The organism is Microcoleus sp. FACHB-SPT15, assembly GCF_014849525.1.
In the GTDB taxonomy this organism is placed as follows: Bacteria; Cyanobacteriota; Cyanobacteriia; order Cyanobacteriales; family Coleofasciculaceae; genus Symplocastrum; species Symplocastrum torsivum.
This window is the reverse complement of record NZ_JACJNU010000007.1, coordinates 23071-47817: the sequence shown is the minus strand read 5'-3', so window position 1 is coordinate 47817 and position 24747 is coordinate 23071. Positions and strand designations below refer to the sequence as shown.

General features: G+C 46.6%; 22 protein-coding genes. 8 read left to right on the top strand and 14 right to left on the bottom strand.

Features of this window, described 5'->3' with window-relative positions:
* Window positions 1-132: 132 nt before the first annotated feature.
* The 3 genes from H6F98_RS02785 to H6F98_RS02775 all read left to right on the top strand — a co-directional run bounded on the left by H6F98_RS02785 (window position 133) and on the right by H6F98_RS02775 (window position 2787).
* Window positions 133-1479: a TldD/PmbA family protein gene (locus H6F98_RS02785; RefSeq protein ID WP_192217155.1), complete on the top strand. Its 1347-nt coding sequence runs from the start codon at window positions 133-135 to the stop codon at window positions 1477-1479.
* A 139-nt stretch (window positions 1480-1618) separates the two neighbouring features.
* Window positions 1619-2209: a Uma2 family endonuclease gene (locus H6F98_RS02780; protein WP_192217154.1), complete on the top strand. Its 591-nt coding sequence runs from the start codon at window positions 1619-1621 to the stop codon at window positions 2207-2209.
* Window positions 2210-2232: 23 nt separating this feature from the next.
* Window positions 2233-2787 carry a Uma2 family endonuclease gene (locus H6F98_RS02775; protein ID WP_192217153.1) on the top strand — a complete coding sequence of 185 codons (555 nt, stop codon included), beginning with the start codon at window positions 2233-2235 and terminating at the stop codon, window positions 2785-2787.
* Window positions 2788-2820: 33 nt separating this feature from the next.
* On the opposite strand, the gene H6F98_RS02770 is transcribed toward H6F98_RS02775, so the two are convergent.
* Window positions 2821-3117, bottom strand: coding sequence for a DUF6464 family protein (locus tag H6F98_RS02770; protein ID WP_192217152.1), 297 nt, complete (start codon window positions 3115-3117; stop codon window positions 2821-2823).
* 295 nt (window positions 3118-3412) lie between these two features.
* Entirely contained in the window at window positions 3413-3811 is a 399-nt protein-coding gene (gene speD, locus H6F98_RS02765; protein ID WP_192217151.1) for an adenosylmethionine decarboxylase, read from the bottom strand.
* A 370-nt stretch (window positions 3812-4181) separates the two neighbouring features.
* On the opposite strand from speD, the gene H6F98_RS02760 reads away from it, so the two are divergent.
* The gene (locus H6F98_RS02760) at window positions 4182-4526 is read left to right on the top strand and encodes a Dethiobiotin synthetase (RefSeq protein WP_192217150.1); all 345 of its coding nucleotides are present in this window, start codon (window positions 4182-4184) and stop codon (window positions 4524-4526) included.
* 60 nt (window positions 4527-4586) lie between these two features.
* Here H6F98_RS02760 and H6F98_RS02755 read toward each other — a convergent pair whose 3' ends face one another.
* The 3 genes from H6F98_RS02755 to H6F98_RS02745 form a co-directional block, all read right to left on the bottom strand.
* Window positions 4587-5294: a hypothetical protein gene (locus tag H6F98_RS02755; RefSeq protein ID WP_242058305.1), complete on the bottom strand. Its 708-nt coding sequence runs from the start codon at window positions 5292-5294 to the stop codon at window positions 4587-4589.
* A gap of 2 nt (window positions 5295-5296) precedes the next feature.
* Window positions 5297-6331, bottom strand: coding sequence for a zinc-binding dehydrogenase (locus tag H6F98_RS02750; RefSeq protein ID WP_192217149.1), 1035 nt, complete (start codon window positions 6329-6331; stop codon window positions 5297-5299).
* Between the two features lie 195 nt (window positions 6332-6526).
* A complete protein-coding gene (locus H6F98_RS02745; RefSeq protein ID WP_192217148.1) occupies window positions 6527-6730 on the bottom strand; it encodes a hypothetical protein in 204 nt (67 codons plus the stop codon).
* A gap of 642 nt (window positions 6731-7372) precedes the next feature.
* Between H6F98_RS02745 and H6F98_RS02740 the strand changes: the two genes are divergently transcribed.
* Entirely contained in the window at window positions 7373-10369 is a 2997-nt protein-coding gene (locus H6F98_RS02740) for a response regulator (protein WP_192217147.1), read from the top strand.
* Window positions 10370-10456: 87 nt separating this feature from the next.
* On the opposite strand, the gene H6F98_RS02735 is transcribed toward H6F98_RS02740, so the two are convergent.
* From H6F98_RS02735 to H6F98_RS02705, 7 genes are all read right to left on the bottom strand, one after another.
* Complete coding sequence (locus H6F98_RS02735) at window positions 10457-11350, bottom strand: prohibitin family protein (RefSeq protein WP_192217146.1); 894 nt, start codon at window positions 11348-11350, stop codon at window positions 10457-10459.
* Window positions 11351-11623: 273 nt separating this feature from the next.
* Window positions 11624-13057, bottom strand: a complete 1434-nt coding sequence (locus H6F98_RS02730) for an ATP-binding protein (protein ID WP_192217145.1) — start codon at window positions 13055-13057, stop codon at window positions 11624-11626.
* Window positions 13058-13111: 54 nt separating this feature from the next.
* Complete coding sequence (locus tag H6F98_RS02725; protein ID WP_192217144.1) at window positions 13112-14506, bottom strand: ATP-binding protein; 1395 nt, start codon at window positions 14504-14506, stop codon at window positions 13112-13114.
* A gap of 85 nt (window positions 14507-14591) precedes the next feature.
* Entirely contained in the window at window positions 14592-14978 is a 387-nt protein-coding gene (locus tag H6F98_RS02720; protein ID WP_192217143.1) for a type II toxin-antitoxin system VapC family toxin, read from the bottom strand.
* A complete protein-coding gene (locus H6F98_RS02715) occupies window positions 14978-15208 on the bottom strand; it encodes a type II toxin-antitoxin system Phd/YefM family antitoxin (RefSeq protein WP_192217142.1) in 231 nt (76 codons plus the stop codon). The genes H6F98_RS02720 and H6F98_RS02715 overlap by 1 nt, the downstream gene beginning before the upstream one ends.
* Window positions 15209-15333: 125 nt before the next feature.
* On the bottom strand, window positions 15334-17031 hold the full coding sequence (locus tag H6F98_RS02710) for a response regulator (protein WP_192217141.1): 1698 nt from the start codon (window positions 17029-17031) through the stop codon (window positions 15334-15336).
* A 417-nt stretch (window positions 17032-17448) separates the two neighbouring features.
* Window positions 17449-18159 (bottom strand): DUF2259 domain-containing protein, encoded by a 711-nt coding sequence (locus H6F98_RS02705; protein WP_192217140.1) that lies wholly within the window; start codon window positions 18157-18159, stop codon window positions 17449-17451.
* A gap of 211 nt (window positions 18160-18370) precedes the next feature.
* On the opposite strand from H6F98_RS02705, the gene H6F98_RS02700 reads away from it, so the two are divergent.
* The 3 genes from H6F98_RS02700 to H6F98_RS02690 all read left to right on the top strand — a co-directional run bounded on the left by H6F98_RS02700 (window position 18371) and on the right by H6F98_RS02690 (window position 20559).
* Entirely contained in the window at window positions 18371-18751 is a 381-nt protein-coding gene (locus H6F98_RS02700) for a helix-turn-helix domain-containing protein (RefSeq protein WP_192217139.1), read from the top strand.
* A gap of 174 nt (window positions 18752-18925) precedes the next feature.
* On the top strand, window positions 18926-19144 hold the full coding sequence (locus tag H6F98_RS02695; RefSeq protein WP_192217138.1) for a hypothetical protein: 219 nt from the start codon (window positions 18926-18928) through the stop codon (window positions 19142-19144).
* Window positions 19145-19437: 293 nt separating this feature from the next.
* Complete coding sequence (locus H6F98_RS02690) at window positions 19438-20559, top strand: endonuclease/exonuclease/phosphatase family protein (protein ID WP_192217137.1); 1122 nt, start codon at window positions 19438-19440, stop codon at window positions 20557-20559.
* Between the two features lie 228 nt (window positions 20560-20787).
* Here the strand turns inward: H6F98_RS02690 and H6F98_RS02685 are convergent, their stop codons facing one another.
* Both H6F98_RS02685 and H6F98_RS02680 read right to left on the bottom strand, forming a co-directional pair.
* Window positions 20788-23370, bottom strand: a complete 2583-nt coding sequence (locus tag H6F98_RS02685; RefSeq protein WP_313929783.1) for a phospholipid carrier-dependent glycosyltransferase — start codon at window positions 23368-23370, stop codon at window positions 20788-20790.
* An 83-nt stretch (window positions 23371-23453) separates the two neighbouring features.
* Window positions 23454-24692: an RNA-guided endonuclease TnpB family protein gene (locus H6F98_RS02680; protein WP_192217136.1), complete on the bottom strand. Its 1239-nt coding sequence runs from the start codon at window positions 24690-24692 to the stop codon at window positions 23454-23456.
* Between the last annotated feature and the right edge of the window lie 55 nt (window positions 24693-24747).

Sequence of the window (24747 nt, the reverse complement as noted above, 5' to 3'; positions counted from 1 at the left end):
AGGGGAAACGAATGTTCATGCTTCCCTTTTTCCTTTTCCCTACTTCTGCAAGAAGTCTAAAGAAATGCACGTTAGGTTAGTTAGAACGTAAGCACATACTAGCAAGCAAATAGTAACGAATAACTTTCTAATATGACCCTAGCTAAAGCACCTACTCTTCTCAGTGAAGACCAAGCTCTATCCCTTGTAGACAAGGTTATTCAACAGTCAGAAGCAGAGGGAGTTTTTGTCAGTCTCAGCACTGGTGAAGAATCCCTCAGCCGTTTCTCGGAAAATCAGATTAGTCAAAACATCAGCCGCAGTCGGTTGAGTCTCAGTATCACTAGCTATTTTGGCAAGCGGAGTGCCTCTGCCTCAACGACGGAACTTGATTTAGAGGCAATAAACGAGACAGTCCACCGTTCAGAAGAACTCGCTCGGATTGCCCCGGAAGATCCAGAATGGGTGCCCTTACTGGAACCGCAAAACTATGAAGAGCGTACTCCTGCATTTGACGAAGCAACAGTTGCCTTTTCACCTCTGGAACGGGGAGAAATGGTTCAGCGAGTTTGTACATTGAGTACGAATGCCGGGGTTGAAGGGTCTGGTACTTTGAGTACAGAAGCCTTTTTGATGGCAGTTGGAAACTCACGGGGTTTACGAGCTTGCGATCGCACAACCGAGGCAGATTTTAGTTTTACGGCTCGGATTGATGATGGCTCTAGTTGGAGCCAACGCACGGCTTTTTCTATAGACCAAATACCGTTGGAGTCTCTGACTGAGCAGCTAATTGAGCGGGCGCTTGCCTCACGCCAACCTCGCGAAGTCAACCCAGGCGTATACCCAGTGGTTTTTGACGGTGCGGCTTTTGCTGATTTACTCAGTTGGGTTATTTGGAATCTGGATGCACGGGCGGCAGATGAAGGGCGCTCCTTTATGTCCCGTACTGATGAGGCAGGGTTACCTGCTGGTAACCGCTTGGGTGAGCAGATGTTTAGCCCTTTGGTGCAGGTACAGCGCCATCCCGCTCATCCTCTGTTACAACTGGGTACTTGCTTTGGTGATGGGTTGAGTAATCACTACACTGAGGTGATTAAGGATGGTACTCCTCAAACCCTGTCGTATAGCCGCTACTGGGCGCAGCAGCAGGGGAAAGAGCCAACCGGGGCGATGTTTCCGATTGTCATGTCTGGCTCAAATCAAAGTCTGGCGGACTTGATTGCACAAACCGAGCGAGGAATTTTGGTTAATCGTGCTTGGTACGTGCGGTATGTCAATCCCAAGACGTTGGAAGTTACGGGAATGACCCGCGATGGTACGTTCTGGATTGAAGAGGGTCAGATTGCTTACCCAATTAAAAACTTACGCTTTAACCAAAGGTTACCGGAGATGCTTCAAGAGGTTGATGCCTTAAGTAGCGTGCAGCGCTTTGGTAGCAGTGTTGTACCAGGAGTACGGGTAAAAGCGTTTAACTTTAGTAGCGTCACGGATAGTGTGTAATTCAGGAGTATAGGCGATCGCTCTTTTGAACTGAGAGGGGGAAGGTGCGATCGCTAAAACTCTAAAAGTTTAACTTGGAAGAAGTGACCGCAACAACTAGGATGAATCAGCAGCTTGAAGCGTTGGGAGTAGAAATTTCATGATTATGCAAGCACAAGAGCAACGGTATTACACGCCAGAAGACTATCTGGAAGTGGAAACCAACTCCGAGGAACGTCATGAATACATTGATGGTGAGGTTATTTCTGTGACAGGTGGCACTCCGAACCATAACCAAATTCTCCTTAATTTAGGAGGTGCAATTAACTTTACTCTCAAGCGGCAACCTTATCGAGTATTTGTTACCGACCAGCGACTGTGGATTCCTAAAAAACGTATCTATACCTATCCTGATGTGCTGGTTGTCCAGGGAGATTTGCAGCTTCAAGAGGGACGCACTGATACGATTACCAATCCTTTAATGATTGCAGAAGTGCTGTCAAAGTCCACCGCAGGCTATGACCGAGGCGATAAATTTGCCGCTTACCGTACAATTCCCAGCTTCCAGGAGTATGTACTGATTGAGCAGTACAGTATGCACGTCGAGCGATTTGTTAAAACTGAGACGAATCAGTGGCTACTCTCTGAATATGAAGGTGAGGAAACCACCTTCTCACTAATGTCGATTCCATTTGAAATTACCCTAGCTGATATTTATGACAAGGTTGATTTTGAAGCCGAGAATAATTGATAGCAGGCTATCTGAGTGAGAAGATGAGTACAATAACGCAATCTCTAACTCTGGAGGAGTTCTTAAAACTCCCAGAAACCAAACCCGCCTCTGAGTTTATCAACGGAGAGATATTTCAAAAACCCATGCCACAAGGGGAGCATAGCCGATTGCAGTTTAAACTCTGTGCGGTTATTAACGAAGTAGCCGAACCGCAGAAGATTGCAATTGCATTTCCAGAACTACGTTGTACATTTGGGGGAGATGCGGTTGTTCCAGATGTTGTGGTGTTTCGGTGGGAGAGAATTCCGGTTCGTCCTTCTGGGAGAATTGCCAATCGCTTCGAGATTCATCCCGATTGGTCAATTGAAATTTTATCCCCTGACCAAAGTCAGACAAAAGTATTGGGTAAACTGCTCCACTGCTCCCAACATGGCACAGAGTTAGGGTGGTTAATTGACCCAGAAGAGGAAAGCATCTTAGTTGTCTTTCCAGAACAGCGAGTGCAATTGCTCAGAGGAACTGCACCATTGCCAATACTTAGCGAGATTGAGTTGAAGCTGACGGTAGAGCAGGTTTTTAGTTGGTTAACGCTGTGATGTCTCCTAACTTGAGCAACAAATAGAGAGGCATCAATCCTTCGGTTGATAATGATGACACTCGTCACAAGGCCCTGAGGGATTAACCGCGCAACGAATGTAAGCAGAACAGGCATTGAATTGGCAGGTAATATCACCGATTAAATAGCCAAAACCTTCAAGATAATACTGGTCTAGAGGTATCTGATTTCTTTGTATTGCCCTAGCCGCAGAGGCTTGCATTGCTGCTCTCAACCTCGATTGCGCCCGTTCCTTTGCTCTTCTCATCATCCATACAGAAATCACTGACGGTGCCAAACCCAAGACAAGAACTAAGATTGCCTCTAACACGCTCGTTATCCTCCGGGGTGACTCTACCTGATGCTCTTTCTCAAGCTACTTAAGGGTCTTACAAAAACAACGCCACACGTTTTAACACGTTAACTAGAGTTCGCTGTCAGTGGTCTGTGTTGAGTTACAACAGACAAAAAATCAGGCTCTAAAATGGCGTTTCATTTTTGGACGACTCCTTAGAAGGCACCCACTGCCTCTAATACTTAATTTAGGGGTTTCTAAATATAAAGGACAAGGTTTGATTTGCCTTGCCCTGTTAATGACTGAACTACGTTGTTTGGGAAAAAACAGCTTACAGAACCGAATGGTAGGCAGGTTCTCCCAGCCGCTCATTGATTTCTGAGAGTTCATCAAAGCCACGCGGAATCTCTCTCACTCTTGCTTGTTTAGCTTGAAGCGCGGTTTGTAAAAGTTTCATTGCCTCATCCGGTTTGCCACGACCGCAAAAGAACAAATCCGCAGCAAAGTAGCCATGCTCAGGCCAAGTATGTATGGCGATATGTGACTCTGCCAACGTTGCCGTTGCCGTAACACCGTGAGGGCTAAACTGATGCACACATAGATCGATCAGGGTTGCTTCACCAGCTGAAATCGCATCAATCAAGGCGCGGCGAATTCCTTCAGGATCATTAAGAAGGTCTTGCGGCGCTTGCCATGCGTCAACGACCAGATGAGTTCCCACTTGTTTCATTCTGCCTGATTTACTCCACCGGAAAGGTTTCAAAGATTTCCTTTATAGCACAGATTTACTTGGGTTCTCAAGCGCACTGTCTAACGTAATAGTAACGATTTATTTATGGAGTAGATCGAAGATTGAGTGCGATCGCTTTTTGTCTCGCAACAGGCATATTGCGAACAAGAGGGGAGAACTCAAACGGATGTGCTACGAGAATTAGTTAGGACCCTCAAGCGGAAAGCCAAGAAGACTGACGGCGCTTAAAAGCGCATATCGCCACATCCCACCCTTGAAAGTGATGGGCTTTGCTCTAATTTCTGTAAAAATTGAAGTCGTTAACCGAAGTCAACCTCCATCCGGGAAGCTGGCAATCAAGAATTAATTAATGGATTACAAAACTGCCTGTGGCTTTCTAATCAATCAGGGAACGACATCTGACCAAAATCCCGATGCCTTCCTCGTGCGTTTGAAGCAGGGAAAGGCACCAGTACCGGGTCAGGTGACTAATATCTTGTTAGCCCTAAAAATTGTATTTGAGGCGCTACGCACTGCCCCAACCCTTGACCGAGAACTCGTTTACTCACTATATCTCTTGTCTTTTGAGAGCCGAAAACTGTTTGACGCTGGATATCAGGCAGGAGTCAATTGGCCTCCGCTACTTGATGAAGACCTAAAGCGAATCAATAGAGCAGTTAAGAGTATTTTTGCGGGAGTTTGGCACAGTCAGTAAGTGATGAGTTAAGAGTTTAGTCATTAGCTAACTGACCAATGACCAGGGACTGATGCGTAATTAGCGATCGCGTAGTTCTGTTTCTAGCTTGTCCAAATCCTCTTTTAAGAAAACTGTCAATTGTCCATTGAACGCCTTACCTTCCTCAGTTTTGGTGATTTCCCACCAATAAGCAAAGCGTTCTCCTAAGCGCAGTTCACCCTGTCGTGCTGCTAAAAGCGGACGATTCTGTCGCCGTGCCAACTCTGCTATGTCTGGTGTTGGATAGTAGTACACGATGCTTGCTCTGTCGAAATCTTGATAAATCGCAGAACCATAGATGGTTCGCAATGATTCTTCAAGTCGCTCAGGTGTAACGCCATTAACCATGTCATAGAAAGTAAGGCGCTCAGTGCGAATTGTCCCTCTGTCTCTCGGCAAAGTCACTCGTCCTGGAGGTAACACCGTCGCTTGAAAGGTAAAACGTTGGGCAGGAGTGCTAGTCTTTTGCACGAGTAGCCCATCTCCAATACCCGGTCGCAAGGTAGGATGAGCATTAATCCAAGCCTCAACGGTATCCGTCGTCTCACCCGGTAGAGCGTTAGCGGTTGAACCAAGAAGAAGAAAAGAAAAAGGAACAAGGAAGAGAGGACTCCACCAAGCACAGGATAGCAACCCTTTCTTCCTGGAAAGATTTACTTTACTCTTAGAACATCTTGTCTCGAAATCTGCCAAATTCCCAGCCGCCATTCCTGAATCGCTACTCACTCTTTTTATTACCTTTTTCATCGCTAACTCCCCGGTTCAATGGCAACTTTAATTGCCTTTCGGTTTTTCATATCTTCAAATACCTGTTCTAAATCTTTTAAGGGTCGGTAGTCACTAATCAGTAGCTCAAAGGGTATGACTCGACTCGCTAATAGGGAGAGAGCCTCACGTACATATTTGGGTGTATTGTGAAAGACACCTTTGAGGGTCAAAGCATTATAGTGTAGCTGTTCTGTACTAACCGTAATCGTGGTGTCTCGTGGACAGCCACCAAATAAGTTAATCGTTGCGCCAGGACGACCACACGCGATCGCACTTTCCCAAACCGCAGGAACACCTGTTGCTTCGATGACGATATCTGCACCCCATCCTTCTGTTAAGTCTCGCACCACTGTCGGTACATCACTCAACTGATGGTAATTAAACGTTCGAGATGCCCCTAACTGCTGCCCGATTTTCAGGCGTTGGTCATTTCCACCAAACAGAAATACTTCTGCGGCTAATTGCTGGGCAAGCACCGCGACGAACATTAGCCCGATTGCCCCATCACCAATGACCACGACTCGATCAGCAGATTGGACATTAGAACAGGCTACCCCATGCAGTACACAAGCGAGTGGTTCTGTCATCGAGGCTAGGGCATTTGGTAAATCTGGAGGAACTGCTAACAGATTGTGTTGCACGATTGGTGCTGGAACTTTGAGATATTCCGCAAACGTGCCGTTATTGAAGATCAAGTTCGGGCAGAGCGAACACTCACTGCGGTGGCAGAAAAAGCAATTCATACAAGGAGCAGAATTGTTGGCAACAACGCGATCGCCAACATCCCAACCTGTGACCCCTTCTCCCACCAAGACAATTTCACCAACGGCTTCGTGACCAAACAACGTTGGGGGTCGTAGCATTCGGGCATGACCACCACGACGCCATACCTTCAGATCGGTGCCACAGGTCGTTGCTGTTCCTACTTTAATCACAACCTCACCCATAGCAGGCATCGGTGAGGGGACTTCTTCTAAACGTAAATCTTCTTGACCGTAGAGCAGCGCAGCAAGCATTCTGAAGTGTCTCGAACCCTAGATTCACCTAATCTTAACAGGGTCGATCTCATCCTCATGCCATATATAGGTCATTCAACGTAGCCAATACTTAATAGGAAGGGGAACGGGGAAGGAGTGATTGTCATTATCTTGGAGATTCCATGCTCATGCTCTTCCCTGCTTCCCCTGTTGCCCCCCTTTCCCTTAATTACATCAGCGCAAAGGTAAAGAATTCTCTAACGTCATCGAAGTAGCCGTGCGTTGCTGCTGTTTTATGGCATCAACACAGGTAGGCAACTGACCTGAACTGAGGGGCATCATTTCCTGGTGGCAGGAGGTGCAAAACCAATAAACACCCTTCCGTCGTGCATGGCGCAATAAGGCACTACCACAACAAGGACAAGAGTTAGCCCGCATATTTTGTGATCTCCTAGTTCTTAAAATCTTGTTAATTAAAAACCTAAACTGGGTCTAAAAGAATTCTCTCATCAACAAACTTACCTTGTAGTAACTGTCGATACCGAGTTCTCACAATGTGATTCGCTTGGGCAAGTTAGTCAGTTTTACAAGTAGCAATCTCAAGCTCCTAACAATATCTAGAATAAATCTAGCTTTCGTTCCTCTCATCTATCTCTAGAAAGAACTTGTTATAGGCGATCCCCAGCTTGATATCATCAAATTAAAGCCTTTTTTCAAGCAAACGCAAGTAGTGTTTATACTACCTGTTTATAGTCTTTAAAAATGATTAAGCACTTAAACAAACACTAAGGACTGTGCTAGCACATTGACTTAAGGAGAGAGCTTGTTGGGCGTACTAAGTTGGAGGGAAGGACATTGATCAGAAATACTTTATGGTTCAAAGTGGATATCCAACTATAAGTTAAATAACCTTGTACTCCTGAATACATTCGCGGCTTGGTCAGAATATGTCTAAAGCTTGTAATCTACGCTACCTGTTAATATGACCTGTCTTGAGTGAAGGGCAGATTCAGAAATCTAGTTAGCTCGTGCCAAGACTTCTGGTTGACAATTAGTCATGGTGCTCGCCGAGTAAAGCCCATGCCGACTGAAACCCTGACAATTTTGCTGGTAGAGGATAATTCCGCAGATGCTTGTCTAGTGCAAGAAATGCTGGAGGAAGTAGAGGCTCCTCAGTTTCAACTGATTCATGTTTCAAGACTGGCAGATGCTCTGATTTGCCTTGCGACTAAATCATCCATTTCTGTAATTCTGCTGGATTTGTCGCTACCTGATGTTCAGGGGTTGGATACGGTGAAACAGTTGCGGCTGGCAGCGCCGGATATTCCGGTGATCGTGATGAGTAACCTGTGTGATGAAGCGATCGCGCTTCAAACGTTACAACAGGGGGTTCAGGATTACCTCGTCAAACGTCATACCAATACTCACCTCTTGGTGCGATCGATCCGTTATGCCATTGAGCGGCAACGGTTGCAACAAGCTAATGCTAGTTATTCGGCTCTTGCCTCCGCTTTGATTTTTTACAATGCCCAACAGCGTCAACAACTTGAACAATTGGTGCAGGAGCGAACCCAGCAACTTGCTCAGGAAAAAGCCTTACTGGAGGTGATTGTTAATTCAATTCAAGAAGGGATTTGTGTAATGCGCCCTGATGGTCAGGTTGTACTCACAAATCCTGCTGATAGTGAGATGCTGGGTTTGGAATCAGAAGGAACGCCAGAGCCACTACACAAACGGCTGAGCCGCTTGCACGTTCAAGAGCCTGATGGTTCGGTACCAACTGCTGAAGAGTTACCAATCAGTCGCGCCCTACGAGGCGAAATCGTAAAAGATTATGAGCTGGTTGTTGGTTGTCCAAATGGGGAACAAAAGTGGCTTAGTATCAATGGGGCAGCGGTTCGCGATCGGACAGGGAATGTCGAACTCTCAATTAATACAGCCAGAGACATTACTGAGCGTAAGCGGACAGAAGACGCGCTACTCAGACACGAGCGTTTACTGAGTGGTGTCACTGAGGCTATCAGCCAGCTTTTGATTGCAACTGATTACCAGAGTGCCTTGATGCGATCGCTAAATGTTCTCGGTGTCGCGGCTGATGTCGATCAAGTTCAAATCTTTGAAAATCATCTTCAAGAAAAAACTGGCGAACTCCTCACAAGCCAACGCTTTGTGTGGGTAAGGAATCCCATCGCGGTTGCCAAAACTCCTTGCCTCCAGAATCTTTCCTACAAAGCCTGGTTCCCTCGCTGGTACGACAGTCTAGCAAACGGTCAAGCGGTAAAGGGATTGGTGCAGCATTTTCCTCAAGTCGAGCGGAACATCCTAGAGCCTCAAAATATCCGATCGCTCCTAATTGTACCGATCATGACGGAGGGTAAGTTTTGGGGTTTTATTAGTTTTGCAGATAGCTCAGGCGATAGCGAAGCGCTGCTGCAAAGCGCAGATCGCCAGTGGACAGACCACGAGGAATCTATATTAACTGTAATGGCGGCAAGTATTGGCGGGGCAATTGTCCGCTCTGTCAAGGAGGAAGCGCTCAGAGAGTCAGAAATTAAGTTTCGGACTCTTTACGAATCAACCAGTGCAGCCGTATTGCTCGTCGATGAAAACAGAATCTTTGATGCCAATACTGCCGCCTTACAACTATTTGGCTGTACTCAGCGTCAACAGCTATGCGACAAACACCCTTATGAGTTTCTTCCTCCAGTACAGCCAAACGGTCAAGAGTCGATCTCACTTGCCAAAGAGTACGTTGCTATTGCCCTGCAAAAAGGCAGCTACCGCTTTGATTGGGTTTACCGCAAGCAAGATGGTCAAGATTTCTCTGCCGAGGTAACCTTGAGCCTGATTAAGCTAGGAAACCGAAAAGTTTTGCAAGCCGTAATTCACGATATTGCAGAGCGCATAGCAACGGAGAAACAGCTACGGCAAGCCAAGGAAGCCGCAGAAGCCGGAAGTCGGGCAAAGTCGGAGTTTTTAGCAACAATGAGCCACGAACTCCGCACTCCCCTAAATGCAGTGCTGGGACTCTCTCAACTGATGCGGCAAGAAATCTTCGGGACGCTCAATGACAAGCAAAGAGAGTATGTTGCCTGTATTCAAAGTAGTGGGGAACATCTGCTCTCACTGATTAACGACATTCTCGACCTCTCGAAGGTGGAAGCTGGGAAAGAGCAACTAAACTTTGTGCCTCTGGACATTCAGGAGTTATGCGAATCCTGCTTAACGCTAGTGCGTGAACAAGCTTATGATCAAGGACTAAAAGTTACGCTTAGCATTGACCCTAAAGCTCGTATCTGTATTGCGGATGAGCGACGATGCAAGCAGATGTTACTCAACTTGCTTTCTAATGCGATTAAGTTCACGCCAGCAGGTGAGGTTTGCTTGATTGTGACAAAGGAGGCGGAAGGAGTTTCCTTTAAAGTCACAGATACGGGAATTGGGATTCCTGCTGACAAATTACCACTACTTTTTGAGCCATTTCGCCAGCTTGATAGTGGCTTGAATCGGCAGTTCCCTGGCACAGGTTTGGGATTGGCGTTGACACAGAGCCTGGCCCAGCTACATGGTGGTGTAGTTACAGTGGAGTCAGTTCTGGGTCAAGGTAGCCAATTTACCCTCTATCTCCCAGATTTACCCTCAGAAGATCTATTCGCCGCTTCATCCCCTCAAGAGTTAGCTGGCTGTGAAGGGCAATGTTGCTCACTGGGAACAAGATCTCGCATTCTCCTTGTAGAAAATGATGAGCGCAGTGCCCTAGTGTTGAAGGACTATCTACAAGTAATTGGTCACAGAGTTGAACATTTAAGGAGTGGCGAGGACTTTCTCACGCAAGTGCGAGCCTTCCAACCGAATCTAATTTTGATGGATGTACACTTACGAGGAGATTCCACAGGATTTGATTTGCTGGCTACACTACGTCAGGAGCCGGATACAAAGAATCTAAAGGTAGTGATGGCAACGGCACTGGCAATGGCAGGCGATCGCGAACGTTGTCTCGCTGCTGGTGCTGATGACTACCTCAGCAAACCAATTGGAATTGCTCAGTTGGAGGCAATTTTGATGCGGTATCTCTGAATTGGGGATTGGGAATCGGGAATTGTCGCTGATAATGAAGGAATGAAAATTTTTCTTACTCCTTCTGCCTTCTGCCTTATTTTCAAGTTAAGGAGTTGAGGGAGTATCTAACTGAAGATTCAGTGGTGTCCCGCCTTGCCCACCCCCAATAATTACGACTTTGGCATTCTCAGAGCCAGCAAGCTTCTCCGTGGCTTCAATTGTCCTCAATTGTAATACTTGCTGATTCAGTCCTTGAGCGACAATCTTTTGGGAATCGGAAATACCTTTTGCTTCAATGCGCTTGCGTTCTGCCTCTTGCCGCGCTTGTTCAAGTGTAAATTTCATTTGTTGGCTCTCCTGCTCGGTTGCTAGCTTCTGCTGAATCGCATCTTGGAGCTTATCGGGAAGTTCAACTTCTCTTAGCAAGGCTTGCTCAACAACAAAACCGAGAGGGGCTAGCTGTTCGCTAAGTGCTTGGCGCAGTCTATCTGCTAACTCCTGCCGTTTTGTTGAGTAAATCGCCTCGGCTGGGTAGCTGGCAGTGATTTCGCGAACGATAGAACGGAAGCGGGAAGTCACGATTTCCTGCTCGTTGGTGCCAATGGTTCTATAGAGTTCTGCGGCTTTGTTTGGTTCTAGCCTGTACTGGAGACTTACCTCAATATTGAACGCTAATCCTTCCTGGGATGTTGCCTCTACTTTTTCCTTGATATCTCTAAGCCGAGTCGGAAAATTTTCGACCTCAGCAAAGGGATTAACCAGATGGATACCAGGATTGAGGGCACGAGAGGAGACTTGCCCGAATAATTCCACGACACCGACATTACCTGCTGGAATGATGGTGAGGTTTTTCAACAGAGCGGCAAACGTAGCGATAACGGCAATTAGTAGTGCGATCGCACGCACAGCTAACTGATTCTGCTTACTGGCAATCTTGCCACTAGAAAGATAGACGAGGATTGAGATCAGGCTAGTGAGGAGCGATGCAACGAATGTCATGAGCTTCGGTTCCTTAAGTTTGAACAAGTAGGAAGTTCACTGTCGTTGAAAAACTGTTACTTGTGAACCTCTACTACTTACTCAGGAGCAAGCTGCTAATTTATGATAAAAAACAGAATTTTGTTACCTTCCGAAACACCAGGCATGAATTTAACTTAGCTTTCTTTGGCTTCTAATCATCAATGCAGCAATGACGGCACTTGCGATCGCAAGTCCAACGGCAATCAGCATCACCAAGCGGAAACTATCGATAAATGTTGAGTGTCGATATGGCTATTTGGTCGCACTCTCAGACTTGTGAATGGGTAATCGGACTTGAAAGCGGGTATCTCCTGGCTTTGAATCAACCCGAATATCGCCTTTGTGTTGTCCGACAACAATCCGACGGGCAATGTCTAATCCCAATCCTGTTCCTTTGCCCACTTCTTTGGTAGTAAAGAATTGCTCGAAGATGCGGGGTTGAATTTTTGGGGGAATGCCTACGCCATCGTCAGCGATTTCGACAACAATGCGTGAAGCAGAGCGATCGCTACTAGCTGAATCACCTTCCTGTGAGGTGCGTATCCAAATATGTCCTTTACCACCTGTTGCGTCGATCGCATTATCAATTAAATTTGTCCACACTTGATTGAGTTGGCGACCATAAGCCGTGATTCTGGGCAAATCCCCATACTCTCGCTTCACAACTACGCCCTGCTTGAGCTTAAAACTCAAAATCTTTAATGTACTTTCAATCCCCTCATGGATATCCACGTCTTGCAGTGGCGCTTGATCCATGTAGGAGTAATCCTTCATCGCGGCGATTAACTCGGAAATCCGTGTCGAACTGAGTTTAATTTGGTCTAACAGTCCCACTCCCGATACTGTCACCTCTAGCCAACTCAGCACATCACCAAGACAACTCGGATCGATATGAGTGACAATTTTATCCAACTCTTCCGTATCCAGTCCGGCAGCAACTAGCGTCGGTGCAAGTTTCCAGCCATCAGCAACATCGTGCGCGTCTAGCCAATCTGTTACCTCGTCTTCAGCTTCGCTTTGCGCTAGGGGGTCAAGATGGGTGCAGCGTTTAGCCGATGCAGTTGCTCTCTGGTACAAGTTAGATAGAAATGTCCTGTGTTCTTCGGTAATGGGTTGCTGATGTAGCTTTAGCGCGAGAGTTGGTAACTTTTGCAATACTTCTTCTAAGTGTTCCACGCCTCTACGGGCAGCAGCAGCAGGATTATTTAACTCGTGTGCCAGTCCGGCAGATAGGGTACCAAGGGAAATTAGCTTCGCTTGCTGTTGCGAGACAGCTTCGTGAATTTGCGATCGCTCTGCCGAAATTTTCAGGATACGCCGAGGAATTGAAGGACAGGTACACAGCATCTCCCAAAACATCTCAGGAGTCAGCTTGTACAGATGAACGTCAGTTATGGCATATCCACTCGTTGGATAAGGTTCATCTAATAGCAGGATAAGTTCAGCAAAGACATCGCCCGCTTCCAATGTGACAGCATGAACAGCTTGCTCTCCCACTGTTCTTGTCCACTCAGTTTTACCGTCTAAGATGATGTAAAAACCATCCGGAGGGTCTCCTTGCTTAGCAATTTGCACTCCTGGTTGTAGCCAAATTTCTTCACCATGTTCGGATAACCACTGCAACGTCTCTTGGGGAAGTTTGGCAAACAGTGGTACCTGACGTAAAGCCTCTTCGAGGTCGATCATTGCAATACCTCAATCAATAGCCTGACTATTGTGAATGCGATAGCGTTATGAGTTCTAGGCTGTTTGAGAACCGATTGGTAAACGGACTTGGAAGCGGGTTTCTCCTGGCTGCGAAACGAAGCTGATATCGCCCTTATGTTTGCTAACAATACGGTAGGTCACATCTAATCCCAATCCAGTTCCTTGCCCTACACCTTTCGTAGTGAAAAAGGGTTCAAAAATACGAGGCTGGATGTCTCGTGGAATACCGGGTCCGTTGTCGGCAATTTCTACTAGCACATGGTCATACTCACACCAAGTACGAATCCATATCTCCCCTTGTCCGTTCATGGCTTCGATCGCATTATCAATCAGGTTCGTCCACACCTGGTTGAGTTCGCTGCCGTAGGCGAGTAGGCGCGGTAAATTGGGGTCATATTCACGGGTTACTGTCACACCTGTTTTGAGTTTATAACTCAGGATGGTAATTGTACTCTCCAATCCCTCATGCACGTCCACGTCCTGTAGTGGTGCTTGATCCATGTAGGAATAATCTTTAATCGCTTTCACCAATTGAGAAATGCGCGACGATCCGTGTTCAACTTCGGATAACACGCCAACCCCTGTTAACGCCGTTGAAATCCAAGTCAGGATATCGTTGAGACATTCAGGGGGTACTTTCGTGGCAACAGTGTCTAGCCATTCGGTATCTAAACCTGCACTGACTAGAGTTGAGGAGAGTTTCCAGCCATCTTTTACATCGTGTGCGTCTAGCCAGTCATTGACTTCCTCTTCGCGATCGCTTTGTCTAAGAGGATCGAGCCGTGGCGCTGTTTTTGCACGTTTCACCACTTCGCACTGCAAGTCAGCAAGAAACTCTAGTTGAATAGGTGTCATCTGTTGCTGATTTAGCTTTAGCGAAAGACACGGCAATTCTTCAAAAATATCTTGCAAGTGCCTTGCCCCCCTGACTACAGCCGCAGCCGGGTTATTCATCTCGTGCGCGAGTCCAGCCGCTAAGGTACCAAGTGCCGCTAGCTTTTCACGCTGTTGGGATAAGGTCTGAATGTCTTGCATCCGACGCGCCATTGTGCCTAAAATTGCTGTCATTACGCAAGAACAACTTGAGAGCAATTGCCAAAAGGCATCTTTTGGTAGCTCGAAGACATAGGAGTGTGTTACGGCGCGTCCACTTGCCCAAAGATATTCGTCACCCGTCAAAACAGGCAACTCGCCATACAATTCGTTGGGTTTGTACGTGGTGAGTACGACTTCTTGCTCATCCACTTTTTGGTAAATCCGAATTTCACCCTCAAGCAGCACAAATACATGATCGGCAGGACTGCCTTCTCCCCGGTGCAGTTCACCTGGTTCTAACCAGACTGCTTTACCTGCTTGGGATAACCACTGCAACCGATCCTCTTGTAATTTTGAGAAGACTGGCACCTGACGTAAAGCTTCAATTAGCATCACAACACCTTGCTGAGATTTTATAAACAATGGAAGCGAAGTATAGGCGTGAGATTCTATTCTTTCTAATAATGCTTTGTGCTACTTACCATAGGCGATTAATTGAATAGGCATCAAAGGCAGAATCAGCACTCAAAATCGGTATCTGCTCCGCCATAGCCTGTGCAATTAAAAGCCTATCGAATGGATCGCGATGATGAAAAGGTAGTGTCGCCACAACAGTGATGTGGTCTAAATTGATATCCAGTAACTCGGTACTGTTACGACCAAGTTGCTGCTCTATAAATTCCCGAAAGGGCAGACTAAAGCTTAGCTTTCCCGTACTTTGTTTAATTGCCATTTCCCAAAGGCTAGCTGTACTAAGTAGCTTTTCGTTATTCTCATCCTCAATTAATGACCGTACTATGACACTCAGTTTAGGGTTGTCGGTAACGAACCAAATGAAAGTATGAGTATCTAGTAGTAGCCTCATTACATATAGTCCTTGAAGTCTTCTAAAGGCTCGTCAAAATCATCTGATATTGTGACTAAGCCTTTAGCGCTCCCAGCCTTAGCCGGCCAACGTTTTTTCACAGACGAGACGGCTACCAGTTTTACAACAGGTTTATTGTCTTTCGTGATTATGATTTCTTCACCCTTAAGTGCTGCTTCGATGAGGTCAGAAAGATGTTGAGAGGCTTCAGTGAGAGTGATTTGGGTCATGGCTGTAAACTTTTTAACTCCAATATGTCCTTACATCAAATATTTGTTTCTTACGCTCAATCTGGGGAACTTTGCTGATAAGAGCGATCGCACAGCGTTGAGGTAGCGATCGCACTTATTACCCCTTACACCACTTTGCTGAGATATTGATGGACAAACTGAACACAAATCGAACCCTCCCCTACTCCAGAAGCGACACGCTTCACGGAACCGGAACGGACATCACCGACAGCAAAGACACCAGGGATGTTTGTCTCCAGCAAGAAGGGGTCACGGTCTAAAGACCATCCCCGTGGACGGTTTTCAGATATACGGTTACGTGCCGCCTGAATTTCACTGACACGCTTGAGGTCAGGCCCTGTCAGGATAAAGCCGCGCTCATCTCGCTCAACTACTCTGTCTAACCAAGCGGTATGGGGTAAAGCACCGATGAAGATAAACAGGGAATTCGCTGGAACGGTCTGCGTTTCACCCGTTTGTGAATTTTCGATGACCAGTGCTTCTAGACTTGTCTCACCTTTGGCTTCAATCACGCTTGAATGCGTTTGCACGGTGATATTGTCTGTTGCTTCGATTTGGTCAATTAGGTACTGGGACATACTCTTGGTTAAAGAGTCACCCCGTACTAACATCGTAACTTTACGGGCATATTTAGAAAAATACATCGCTGCCTGTCCGGCCGAATTTGCCCCGCCGATAACGTAAACATCTTCGTTAGTACAGGCAAGTGCTTCAGTTTGCGCTGCACCGTAGTACACACCTGCGCCAGTGAGCTTTTCAACTCCTGGGATATTCAGCCGTCGCCACGACACACCCAAGGCGAGGATTAAAGCATGGCAGCTAATTTCCTTACCATCACTTAGGGTAAGAATCCGGTATTGGTCTTGAGTGCGAATTGCTGTTGCTTCTTGGGGGGTAAGAATTTCCACACCGAAGCGTCTTGCTTGAGTAACCGCACGTCTAGCTAAATCACCTCCGCTTAAACCAACTGGAAAACCTAGGTAATTTTCAATTCGGGAACTGGTTCCTGCTTGTCCACCAGGGGCTTCGCGTTCAATCATTACGGTATGCAAGCCTTCCGATGCCCCATAAACAGCGGCAGCTAGCCCAGCAGGGCCACCACCGACGATAACTAAGTCGTAAAACGGCTTCTGTGCGATGGTTTGGAGTCCAATTTTTTCGGCAACTTGGACATTAGTCGGCTGAATCAAGCGATCGCCATTCGGAAAGAGTACCAGTGGTAGTTTACGGTTTGGGCACTCTGCATAACTAACCAGGCGTTGTGCTTCGGTTTCTTGCTCGATGTCCAACCACTGATATGGGACTTGATTACGAGCAAGGAAATCTTTGACTTGGTGAGAATAAGGACTCCAGCGATCGCCAATTACCCGAATTCCTTCAAAGGGTGAGCGGAAGTTGGCTTGCCAGTCATCTAGTAAATCGTTGAGTACTGGGTACAAGCGTTCCTCAGGAGGTTCCCAAGGCTTCATCAGGTAGTAATCAATGTTCGCTGAATTAATGGCGCGGATTGCCGCATTAGTGTCAGCATAAGCGGTGAGTAAGACACGCTTCGCGTCTGGGTATAGCGTAATTGCTTGTTCGATGAACTCAACACCGCTCATCTGCGGCATCCGTTGATCGACGAGAAACAGCGCAACTGCCTCGTTTCTGAGTTTTAACTGTTTGAGTGTGTCTAGCGCAGATGCGCCAGAGTCAGCACGCACGACTCGAAAGCGATCGCCATACTCGCCTCGTAGATCACGGGCAACGGCTTGTAAAACTTCCGGGTCGTCGTCCACTGTTAAGAGTACAGGTTTCGCCATAGCTTCCTAATTGTTAGGGTTGGCAAATTGATTAATTGGAATTGTCTACTGGAGCCAGCTCATTCATTGAGCTTACTCAAACCATACCGCTTTTTTTTCAAAGGATAGCTGTATGAAGCAATTCAAAATTCTCGCATTCAAAATTCACAGTGAGAAAAGCTAAAAGTAACAAGCGCTACTGCAATTTGAATGCATATTAGCGTATGTCTAATCAAAAAAAATGCTCTCCTGCCTTCGATCAAGAGAGCACAATAGGCTTTTGTTGTTTGGACTCTGAAGCCGACTTATGTCTACTCCATCTAAAAGCTAATCAGTTAATGTGACGCAAAAGTGACAACGAGATGGCAAAGATGCGATCGCTTATGGCGGGAGGTAGTAGGTAGTAGGCAAATTTTCCTCTCCCTATCTCCCCATCCTCTAAATCGGAAAGCTTTGCACAAAGGTTGTCTGCACTACACCCTCATAAGTTGGTTGAGTCATGTCGATTAGCACAACGATGTTGCGTCTATCCGGTGATAGGCGTACCTCTCGGATTGAGTATTTCTGTACTGCATCGCGGTAATTGTTCAAATCGCCAATCGTCAGGCGACTATTGTTGTAATTAATCACGAGCCGCATGGAAGCACGATCTACAGTAAACTCGCCTCCTGGATCGATTGGTGAGAGGTAGCGCTGCTGAAGTAGAATCTGCATGGGTTGAGTTTGAGTACTCACCCGCACTTGAACTGTTTCGCTTCTATCAGGACTTGTTTTACGAGAAATAATTGGCAGCGGCAGTCCGACTTTTAGCTGGTTTAACCTCAAACTCTGGCGAATTGATGCTGTTCTTTGCAGTAACTCATCTTCTGCGGCTTTATTGCTAAGATTTGCCTGGTCTTGAGTATAGTCAGTTTTCAGACAACCATTCCTCACACACGCATTATTTGCCACGTCAATAATTTGTATTTGTGCCAGTGGAATCTCTGTCACAGAATTGCGAGAGCTTTCGAGGTAAATATAGTGACGATTATCTATGGAGAAACCAGACAATCGTCTGGATGTTCTAAAAACTGCTGCCAATCCCACTAAGTCAACCAAGACGAGGGTACTAGCGGCAAACAGGACTGGAACTAATAAAAAGCGTTTCATACCAACAATGCTTTCCCCCGGACAACCAATTTGAGGATGTAGGGTCTGACCCCCTATCAAGTGACCACCAGTATCCTACAATCTGGGTTTTCATAGCTAAATATAAAGCTTTGTATAGATGCACATATACTGCAAGTCCTGGCAAGATAACTCCTTAAAGGTTCCAAAACGGACTTTTCACTATCAATCCCAACCTTGAGAGCTTCCTAGTATGCAACTTAACCCACTCTTGGAACCGATCGCCCTCCAACCTCACCTAAGTATTGACGAACTGGAAATGCGCTATCGTCAGGCAAAGGTTCCTGCTGAACGTAGTCAGCTTCAAATTGTTTGGTTAGTTGCTCAGGGAAAATCAACGGAAGAAGCCGCTAGTATCACAGGCTACAATCCTCAGTGGGTTTATCAACTCATCTGCCGTTATAACCAACTGGGTTCAGAAAAATTTATAGATAAACGGCATAAAAACCTTGCGTTGCATTTTATTCGTTTACTAACACAGGTTAATGCGTCTTCAACAATCAATGATGATTTTGTACAAGAAGGATTTTTTTCTGAGCTGAGAGCCAATTCCACCTACTTAACTCTTTTGTAAAATAGCAATAAAGTTTCAAGGAAGAGAGTCATTTAATACACCTATTGATAGAATTAGCTCAAACTTTGTTATCTCTGTGGCAGTAACGGCAAGAGGTTAGGGTTCTCGCCTTTGATAGATTCCGGCTCAATTTTATAACAATAGGGTTGGGGATGTAGGGTTAGAATCTACACTATGAAAAATCCTAACTTGTGTAAAGTTTGTCTTCTACCAAATGCGATCGCAGATTTATGTGCGGACGTGACTGAAGATGGCAAAATTACTCTTCCTAATCGTTATGGCTTGATGGCATCAGTATTAGATAATTCTCTAACTGAAGAAGAGGAACAATCAGTTAACCGTCTACTCTATGCTGTACGCAGAGGACGGTTAAAGGTGGTAGATGAACTTTAGATTTATGCTCTTGATCGTGCTAGGCTAACTAAATTTCCTAACATTGTATTTTCTCTATCATTAGGAGGATTCCTTAGGGTAGATGATTACTTTTATTTCCTGTAGTAAACTCCAATTAATGCAAATGCCAGGTAACGAAGGCATTGCTACTGATAGGACATCAGGCTTCTAGGACTTCCTCTGGGAGCCTTTCTAATATTTGAAGGGCATAAGCGGCTGTAACACAATCACCACATCCCTTTGACAACATTTACTCTGTGCTAGCTTGGACTGAGCCGTCAGCCCACAGATAGATGCCTAAGCTAACAACAGTAGTCTCAAGAGCGGTCAATTCAGCTAAATTCTTACTTGATATTGCAGCTAGTGGTGCCGCGATCGCAACAGTGCTGGGTTTTGCTGGAAGTCTTTGGTGGGTTTTCGAGCTTATCGAGCATCTTAGACCACAATACTGCCTGGTTCTAGTGACGGCGTTGGTCATTGGTGGCATTTCACGTAGAACGTGGAGCTTTGTGTGGTGTTTACCATTAGCGCTTAATCTCGCTCTCCTCGCCCCCCTCTTTTTTGCATCCGCTCAAGGCTCCTACCTAGAGCAAGCTAACCACATCCCTGGCAGTACGTTTCGCCTTCTCTACGCTAACCTTGACCATAGCAATAAAGATACGAGCCAAGCCATACGGTACATAGAAGGACAAAATGCTGATCTAGTTTTGTTACAAGAGGTCACATCAAGATGGCTGACCACACTGGAATCAAATCTCTCACGATACCGAGTAGTTACGTCTTTTCCAAAAGAGGACTCCACGGGTCTTGCTATGCTTGTGCCGATCGCTCCATCAAAGTCACTTGAGCTAGTTGCGACACAAATTATCGCACTGCCGCCTTACTCAGGACAACCACTGGTTGAAACAACGCTCCGGTGGGAAGGTACAGAGGTTGTAATTCTTGGCTTAAGTATAATCCGCCCACAGAGCCGCGATTCGTCAGCTTTTCAAGATGTAGAGTTCGATGCCGCTGCTGAATGGAGCCTTCGTCAGCAAAGAGAGTACAAACGTGAGGTGGTAGTTATTGGTGATTTTAATAGTACCCCGTGGTCAGGTCGGTTTCGTTCGTTTCTACACGAGAGCGCTCTTCACAATTCACAGCAAGGGTTTGGTTTGCAACCGACTTGGCCTGCTGGTTTCCCGTCTGTGCTGAAGATTGCGATCGACCATTGTTTGCACAGTAAGTCGATTACAACCATAAATCGTGCTACTGGGTTTAATATTGGCTCAGATCATCTGCCGCTTTTTGTGGAATTACGCTTTGGAAACGCTCATTCAAGTAGCTCAACGGGACGTAACCTGGACTCTCGCCAACTACTGAAACCTTGCCAGCCAATATGCATCCCTTCTGACTTGAAAGTGCCACTTTCATGATTAGTTGTGAGCGAAGCGATCGCCCATGACGGCTGCATTCTGCCCTTTGCCTTTTACTATAACCACAGCTTGTTTAAAGGAAAAACTAATACCCTTCTCAACTTTTCTCCTGTGAAGGGCATTAGTGAAAGCAGTGAGCTGATTGTCTCAAGAAGTCGTGAAGAACTCGAAAAGATAAACCTTTAGAGTTTCGCATCAAAAATTTACTAATGAGTAGGGAATGAGGGTTCAAAGGTCTAGTTTCTGAAGGACCCTCCAAGCTTTAAAAATATTACCTTGTAGGAGTGCGGCGGCACCGGAAAGAGCTTGGATTTCTGGGATATTAGGGTTGAGGGCAAGGGCAGGTTGGAGTGCTTCTTGGGCAGCTTTTCCACGCCATTCATAGAGGTAGACGAAGGCAAGATAGGCGTGGGCAAAGGGATTTTGGGAGTCTAATTGCACGACTTGTTTTAAAGCTGCGATCGCACCTTTGGTATCTTCCTGCAATACCCTTGAAAAGGCGAGGGCATAAGCTAAATCTCGGTTTTGTGGTTCCTGCTGGAGTCGATAGGCGAGAGCGAGTTCGGCTTGTTTGGTGTAATCTTGAACGGGGTCATACTGGTTGATTCGCCCAATTTCATCAAAAATTGGGTCGATCGCTTCTCGCCCTTTCGGTAAGCTAGTCGCTAACGTTCGCAGTTGGGTGACTAAATCTAATTCTGGAGCGGGTAAAGCAGGGGTATTGGCAGCGATATTGAGCGTTACTGCTGGTACAGTGATCGGGTAATTCTCGCCCGTTTCCCGGTTGAGGTAGGTTGCTTCTAGTGTGTAGTTTCCAGGGGCAATGTCTGCTGGGGGAAGCATGGCAATCTGTTCGCTGACTCGAAAACTTGCTGGGGATTGCTGAGGATTTGAGCGTCCAGAATACAATTCACCCATTGCAATGCCGTGGTCATGTAACCATCGTGTTTGGTTCGAGTTTGAATTTTGACTGCTGGTGCTTTTCCACGTTAGCAATACGATACCCGATCGCAATTGCTCCCAAGCACCTGTCCATTCGTAGGTTACTGGGACTGGCATTCCAGGTGGGGCTTGTAGGGGTACGGTGACTCGCTCTAAGCTGACTTGGGTAAGCGGTTGCTGTAGCGGTTGGACTTGGATTGGGGCGGGGGTGCGATGATAGAGCTTTAAAATAGTGTGATCGGGTAATGTCCAATTTTTTTGTAACTGGAAGTCTGGGCTTTGCTCAATGGTTTGAACTGTAAGGGCTTGGGCTTCGCTGCGTGTTGCTTCATCACCAGTTTTAGTGAGGAACCAAGAAAGCGATCGCACATCTTTCGCCTGATAGCGCTTGCGGACACCGACTTCACGCCCGTACACCTGAAAATCTTGCAATGCCCCGTAGTAATTAAAGGTATTGTGGTTAATTTCTGAGGTTTTCGGCAAAACGCCCAATGTCGCTTGCAGTTGGGGCTGAGTACGGATAATTTCATCAATTACCTGAGTATGAGGCCAGGCTTGCGCTTGTTCAGGATAGCTATGAGAGTTAGGACTCAGGGCTTTTACCAGATAATCTCCTGGTACACCACCGATGCGGAAGAGGTTGAGGCACATGAGGAGGAAGGCTAAGCCCACTGTCCCCCAACGCACTGCCCAAAGTCGTCTGGGCCATAGGGTTAAGCTATATGCCAATACCACGGAGAGAATCGGTAGTAAAGGCGCGATATAACGCAGGTCTTTGTTAACATTTGCTGAGCTGATCAAGTAAGACCCAACTAAAAACAGTGCTAACCAACGCAATGCTGAGGTTGCATGGTGGGTGTTGTTTGTGCCATCGCGGAAGCTAGGAAACACGCGACTCCAGTACAGCAACAAGCCAACTAAGGAGACTAAGAGTAACGGCCAAGTTACCGCACGGGGAAGGTCGTTCCAGTAATATGTCCAGGCAGCAAGGGTATTGAGAGGGGGGTCACCTTCTTTCAGTGCGGGAATGACAATGCTGGTCTGCTGGGCGCTGAAGACGAATAACCAGTTCGTTCGGTACCAGGGACCAAAGATGAATACGGATAACAGGAAAGTGCTAATGAGTTGGAGGATTCGTCGCCAAGCACGTTGCCACAATAGCGTCCCAAAAAGCCACAGCAACGGCACGAATAGAAAGAATAGGATAGTCTGCTTTACCATCATCGCTAGACCAAAGCAGACTCCGAATGCTAATGCCCAACCCCATCCCTGACGCGGCGTTTTCGTATCCCGCCACACTGTTAGGCACCAGAAGTTGGCGGCGACAAGTGCGACGAGCGGATAATCGATCACGTAGTGCAGCCGGATGATGTAAAGTCTGGGGAGTAGTACACATAGCCCTGCTGCCCAAAGTCCTACCTGGGTACTAAATAGGTGTTTACCGATGCTGTAGATTGAGACGAGTAAAACCGCGCTAAATAATAAATTAACGAGCAGCGCTTGGTCAGGCCCAGTGCCAAAAAGATGTTGAAAAGGAGCGGTAGCAATATAGGTTAGGGGTGGATACTTAGAAGAGAGCATCCACAAGCTTGTCCACCATTCCCCAGAAAACCACTTGGCGTGTTGTAGCGCATTGAGATAATTTAATGAGCCAGTGAGGTGATTCGTTGGGTCCCAAGCGGGGATAGAGTGGTCTAAGGCTAACCAAAGGCGATCGCACAATGCCCCTACGAGCCAAATTGCCCCTAATATCAGTGGTACAAGTGGAAAAGAATTCTTTTGCCAAACGGAGAGACTCTCTCCCTTATCAGCCGTTTGCCGTGTATCTTTCACCTCTTGCCTTTGATTACCTTGGTCTTGCTGTGCCACGAAATTCACCTAAGTTCTTCCAAGCGCTTCCTCATCTTGATTAGAGCATGAGGATTGCCAGCTACTTTGACATCCTCCCCACCTTACTTGGTTGAAGGTGGGGATTCCAAAGATTGCTCTTTAGGCTTCCTGCTTCCACGAGTCGGCTTACACTGAATTGTTTCCTCTTCAGTGCAGAGGTCGTTCTCTCCGCAGGCGTAAATTCCCGTGTGCCCCACGGTATTTAAGGCTTTAGCCAAGATGTTAAGTGCTGCGTTCCAGTCTCGGTCGGCGATGTAGCCACAGTGCGGACAAATATGAGTCCGAACGTTGAGAGACTTCTTAACTGTCTGGTTGCAATTTGAGCAGTTTTGCGAAGTATATTGCGGTGCAATGGCGATAACTGGAACTCCGTAGAGTTTACCAAAGTACTCTAGCCATTGCCGGAACATACTCCAAGCCGCATCACTAATCGATTTAGCTAGATGGCGATTCTTCACCATGTTGTGTACCTTCAAGACTTCGATGGCTACCAAGTCTGCCGACTGGATGACGTGCCTTGCCGTTTTCACTTCAAAGTCTTTCCGTTGCCTCTCTACCTTCAGGTGTTTCCTACCTAATCGATTGATAGATGCGCGCCTATTTTTAGACCCCTTTTTCTTCCTCGATACCCGACGCTGGATGCGTTTAAGAGCCTTCTCGCTTTTTCTGAGGTATCGGGGATTTTCTATTTGGTTCCCGTCACTGTCGGTCAGGAAATGGGTCAATCCCACATCCAAGCCAACCATACGGTTTTTGAATTCGTGTGTCTCTACTCGTTCCACATCAAGGCAGAACTGAGCGTAGTAGCCATCGCTACGACGCACAACTCTGATTCGCTTGATTTGGTTTATCTGGTAGAAATGCAAGTCACGAGTTCCCCAGAGCTTAAAGGTTCCTGCTTTAAAGCCATCTGTAAAGGCAATGAATCGCCTATCCTCAGATAGCGTCCAACCCGATGTTTTGTATTCAACGGATGCTCTGGTTTGCAATCGCTTGAACTTAGGAAATCCTTTCTTCCCTGGAGTCTTCTTGGCACAGTTATCGTAGAATCGCGCCACTGCCGCCCAAGCCCGTTCAGCCATCGCTTGACGAGCCATTGAGTTGAGTTTTTTTGCCCAAGGAAATTCTGGATTATCTGCAAGAACCTTACAGTAACGGTTTAAGTCGTTGCGACTTTTTCCGTGACCGTCTAGCCAGTAGCGGAGGCAGCTATTGCGAATGAAAAGACCAGTACGAATGGCTTCGTCGAGCCGCTCGTACTGGTCTTTTTGTCCTTCTAACTTTGCCTCGTAAACTAGCATACTTATCACCAGTTTCTCGTGATAAGTGTAGCAGGGTGTTTGCAAGAAGTGGAGG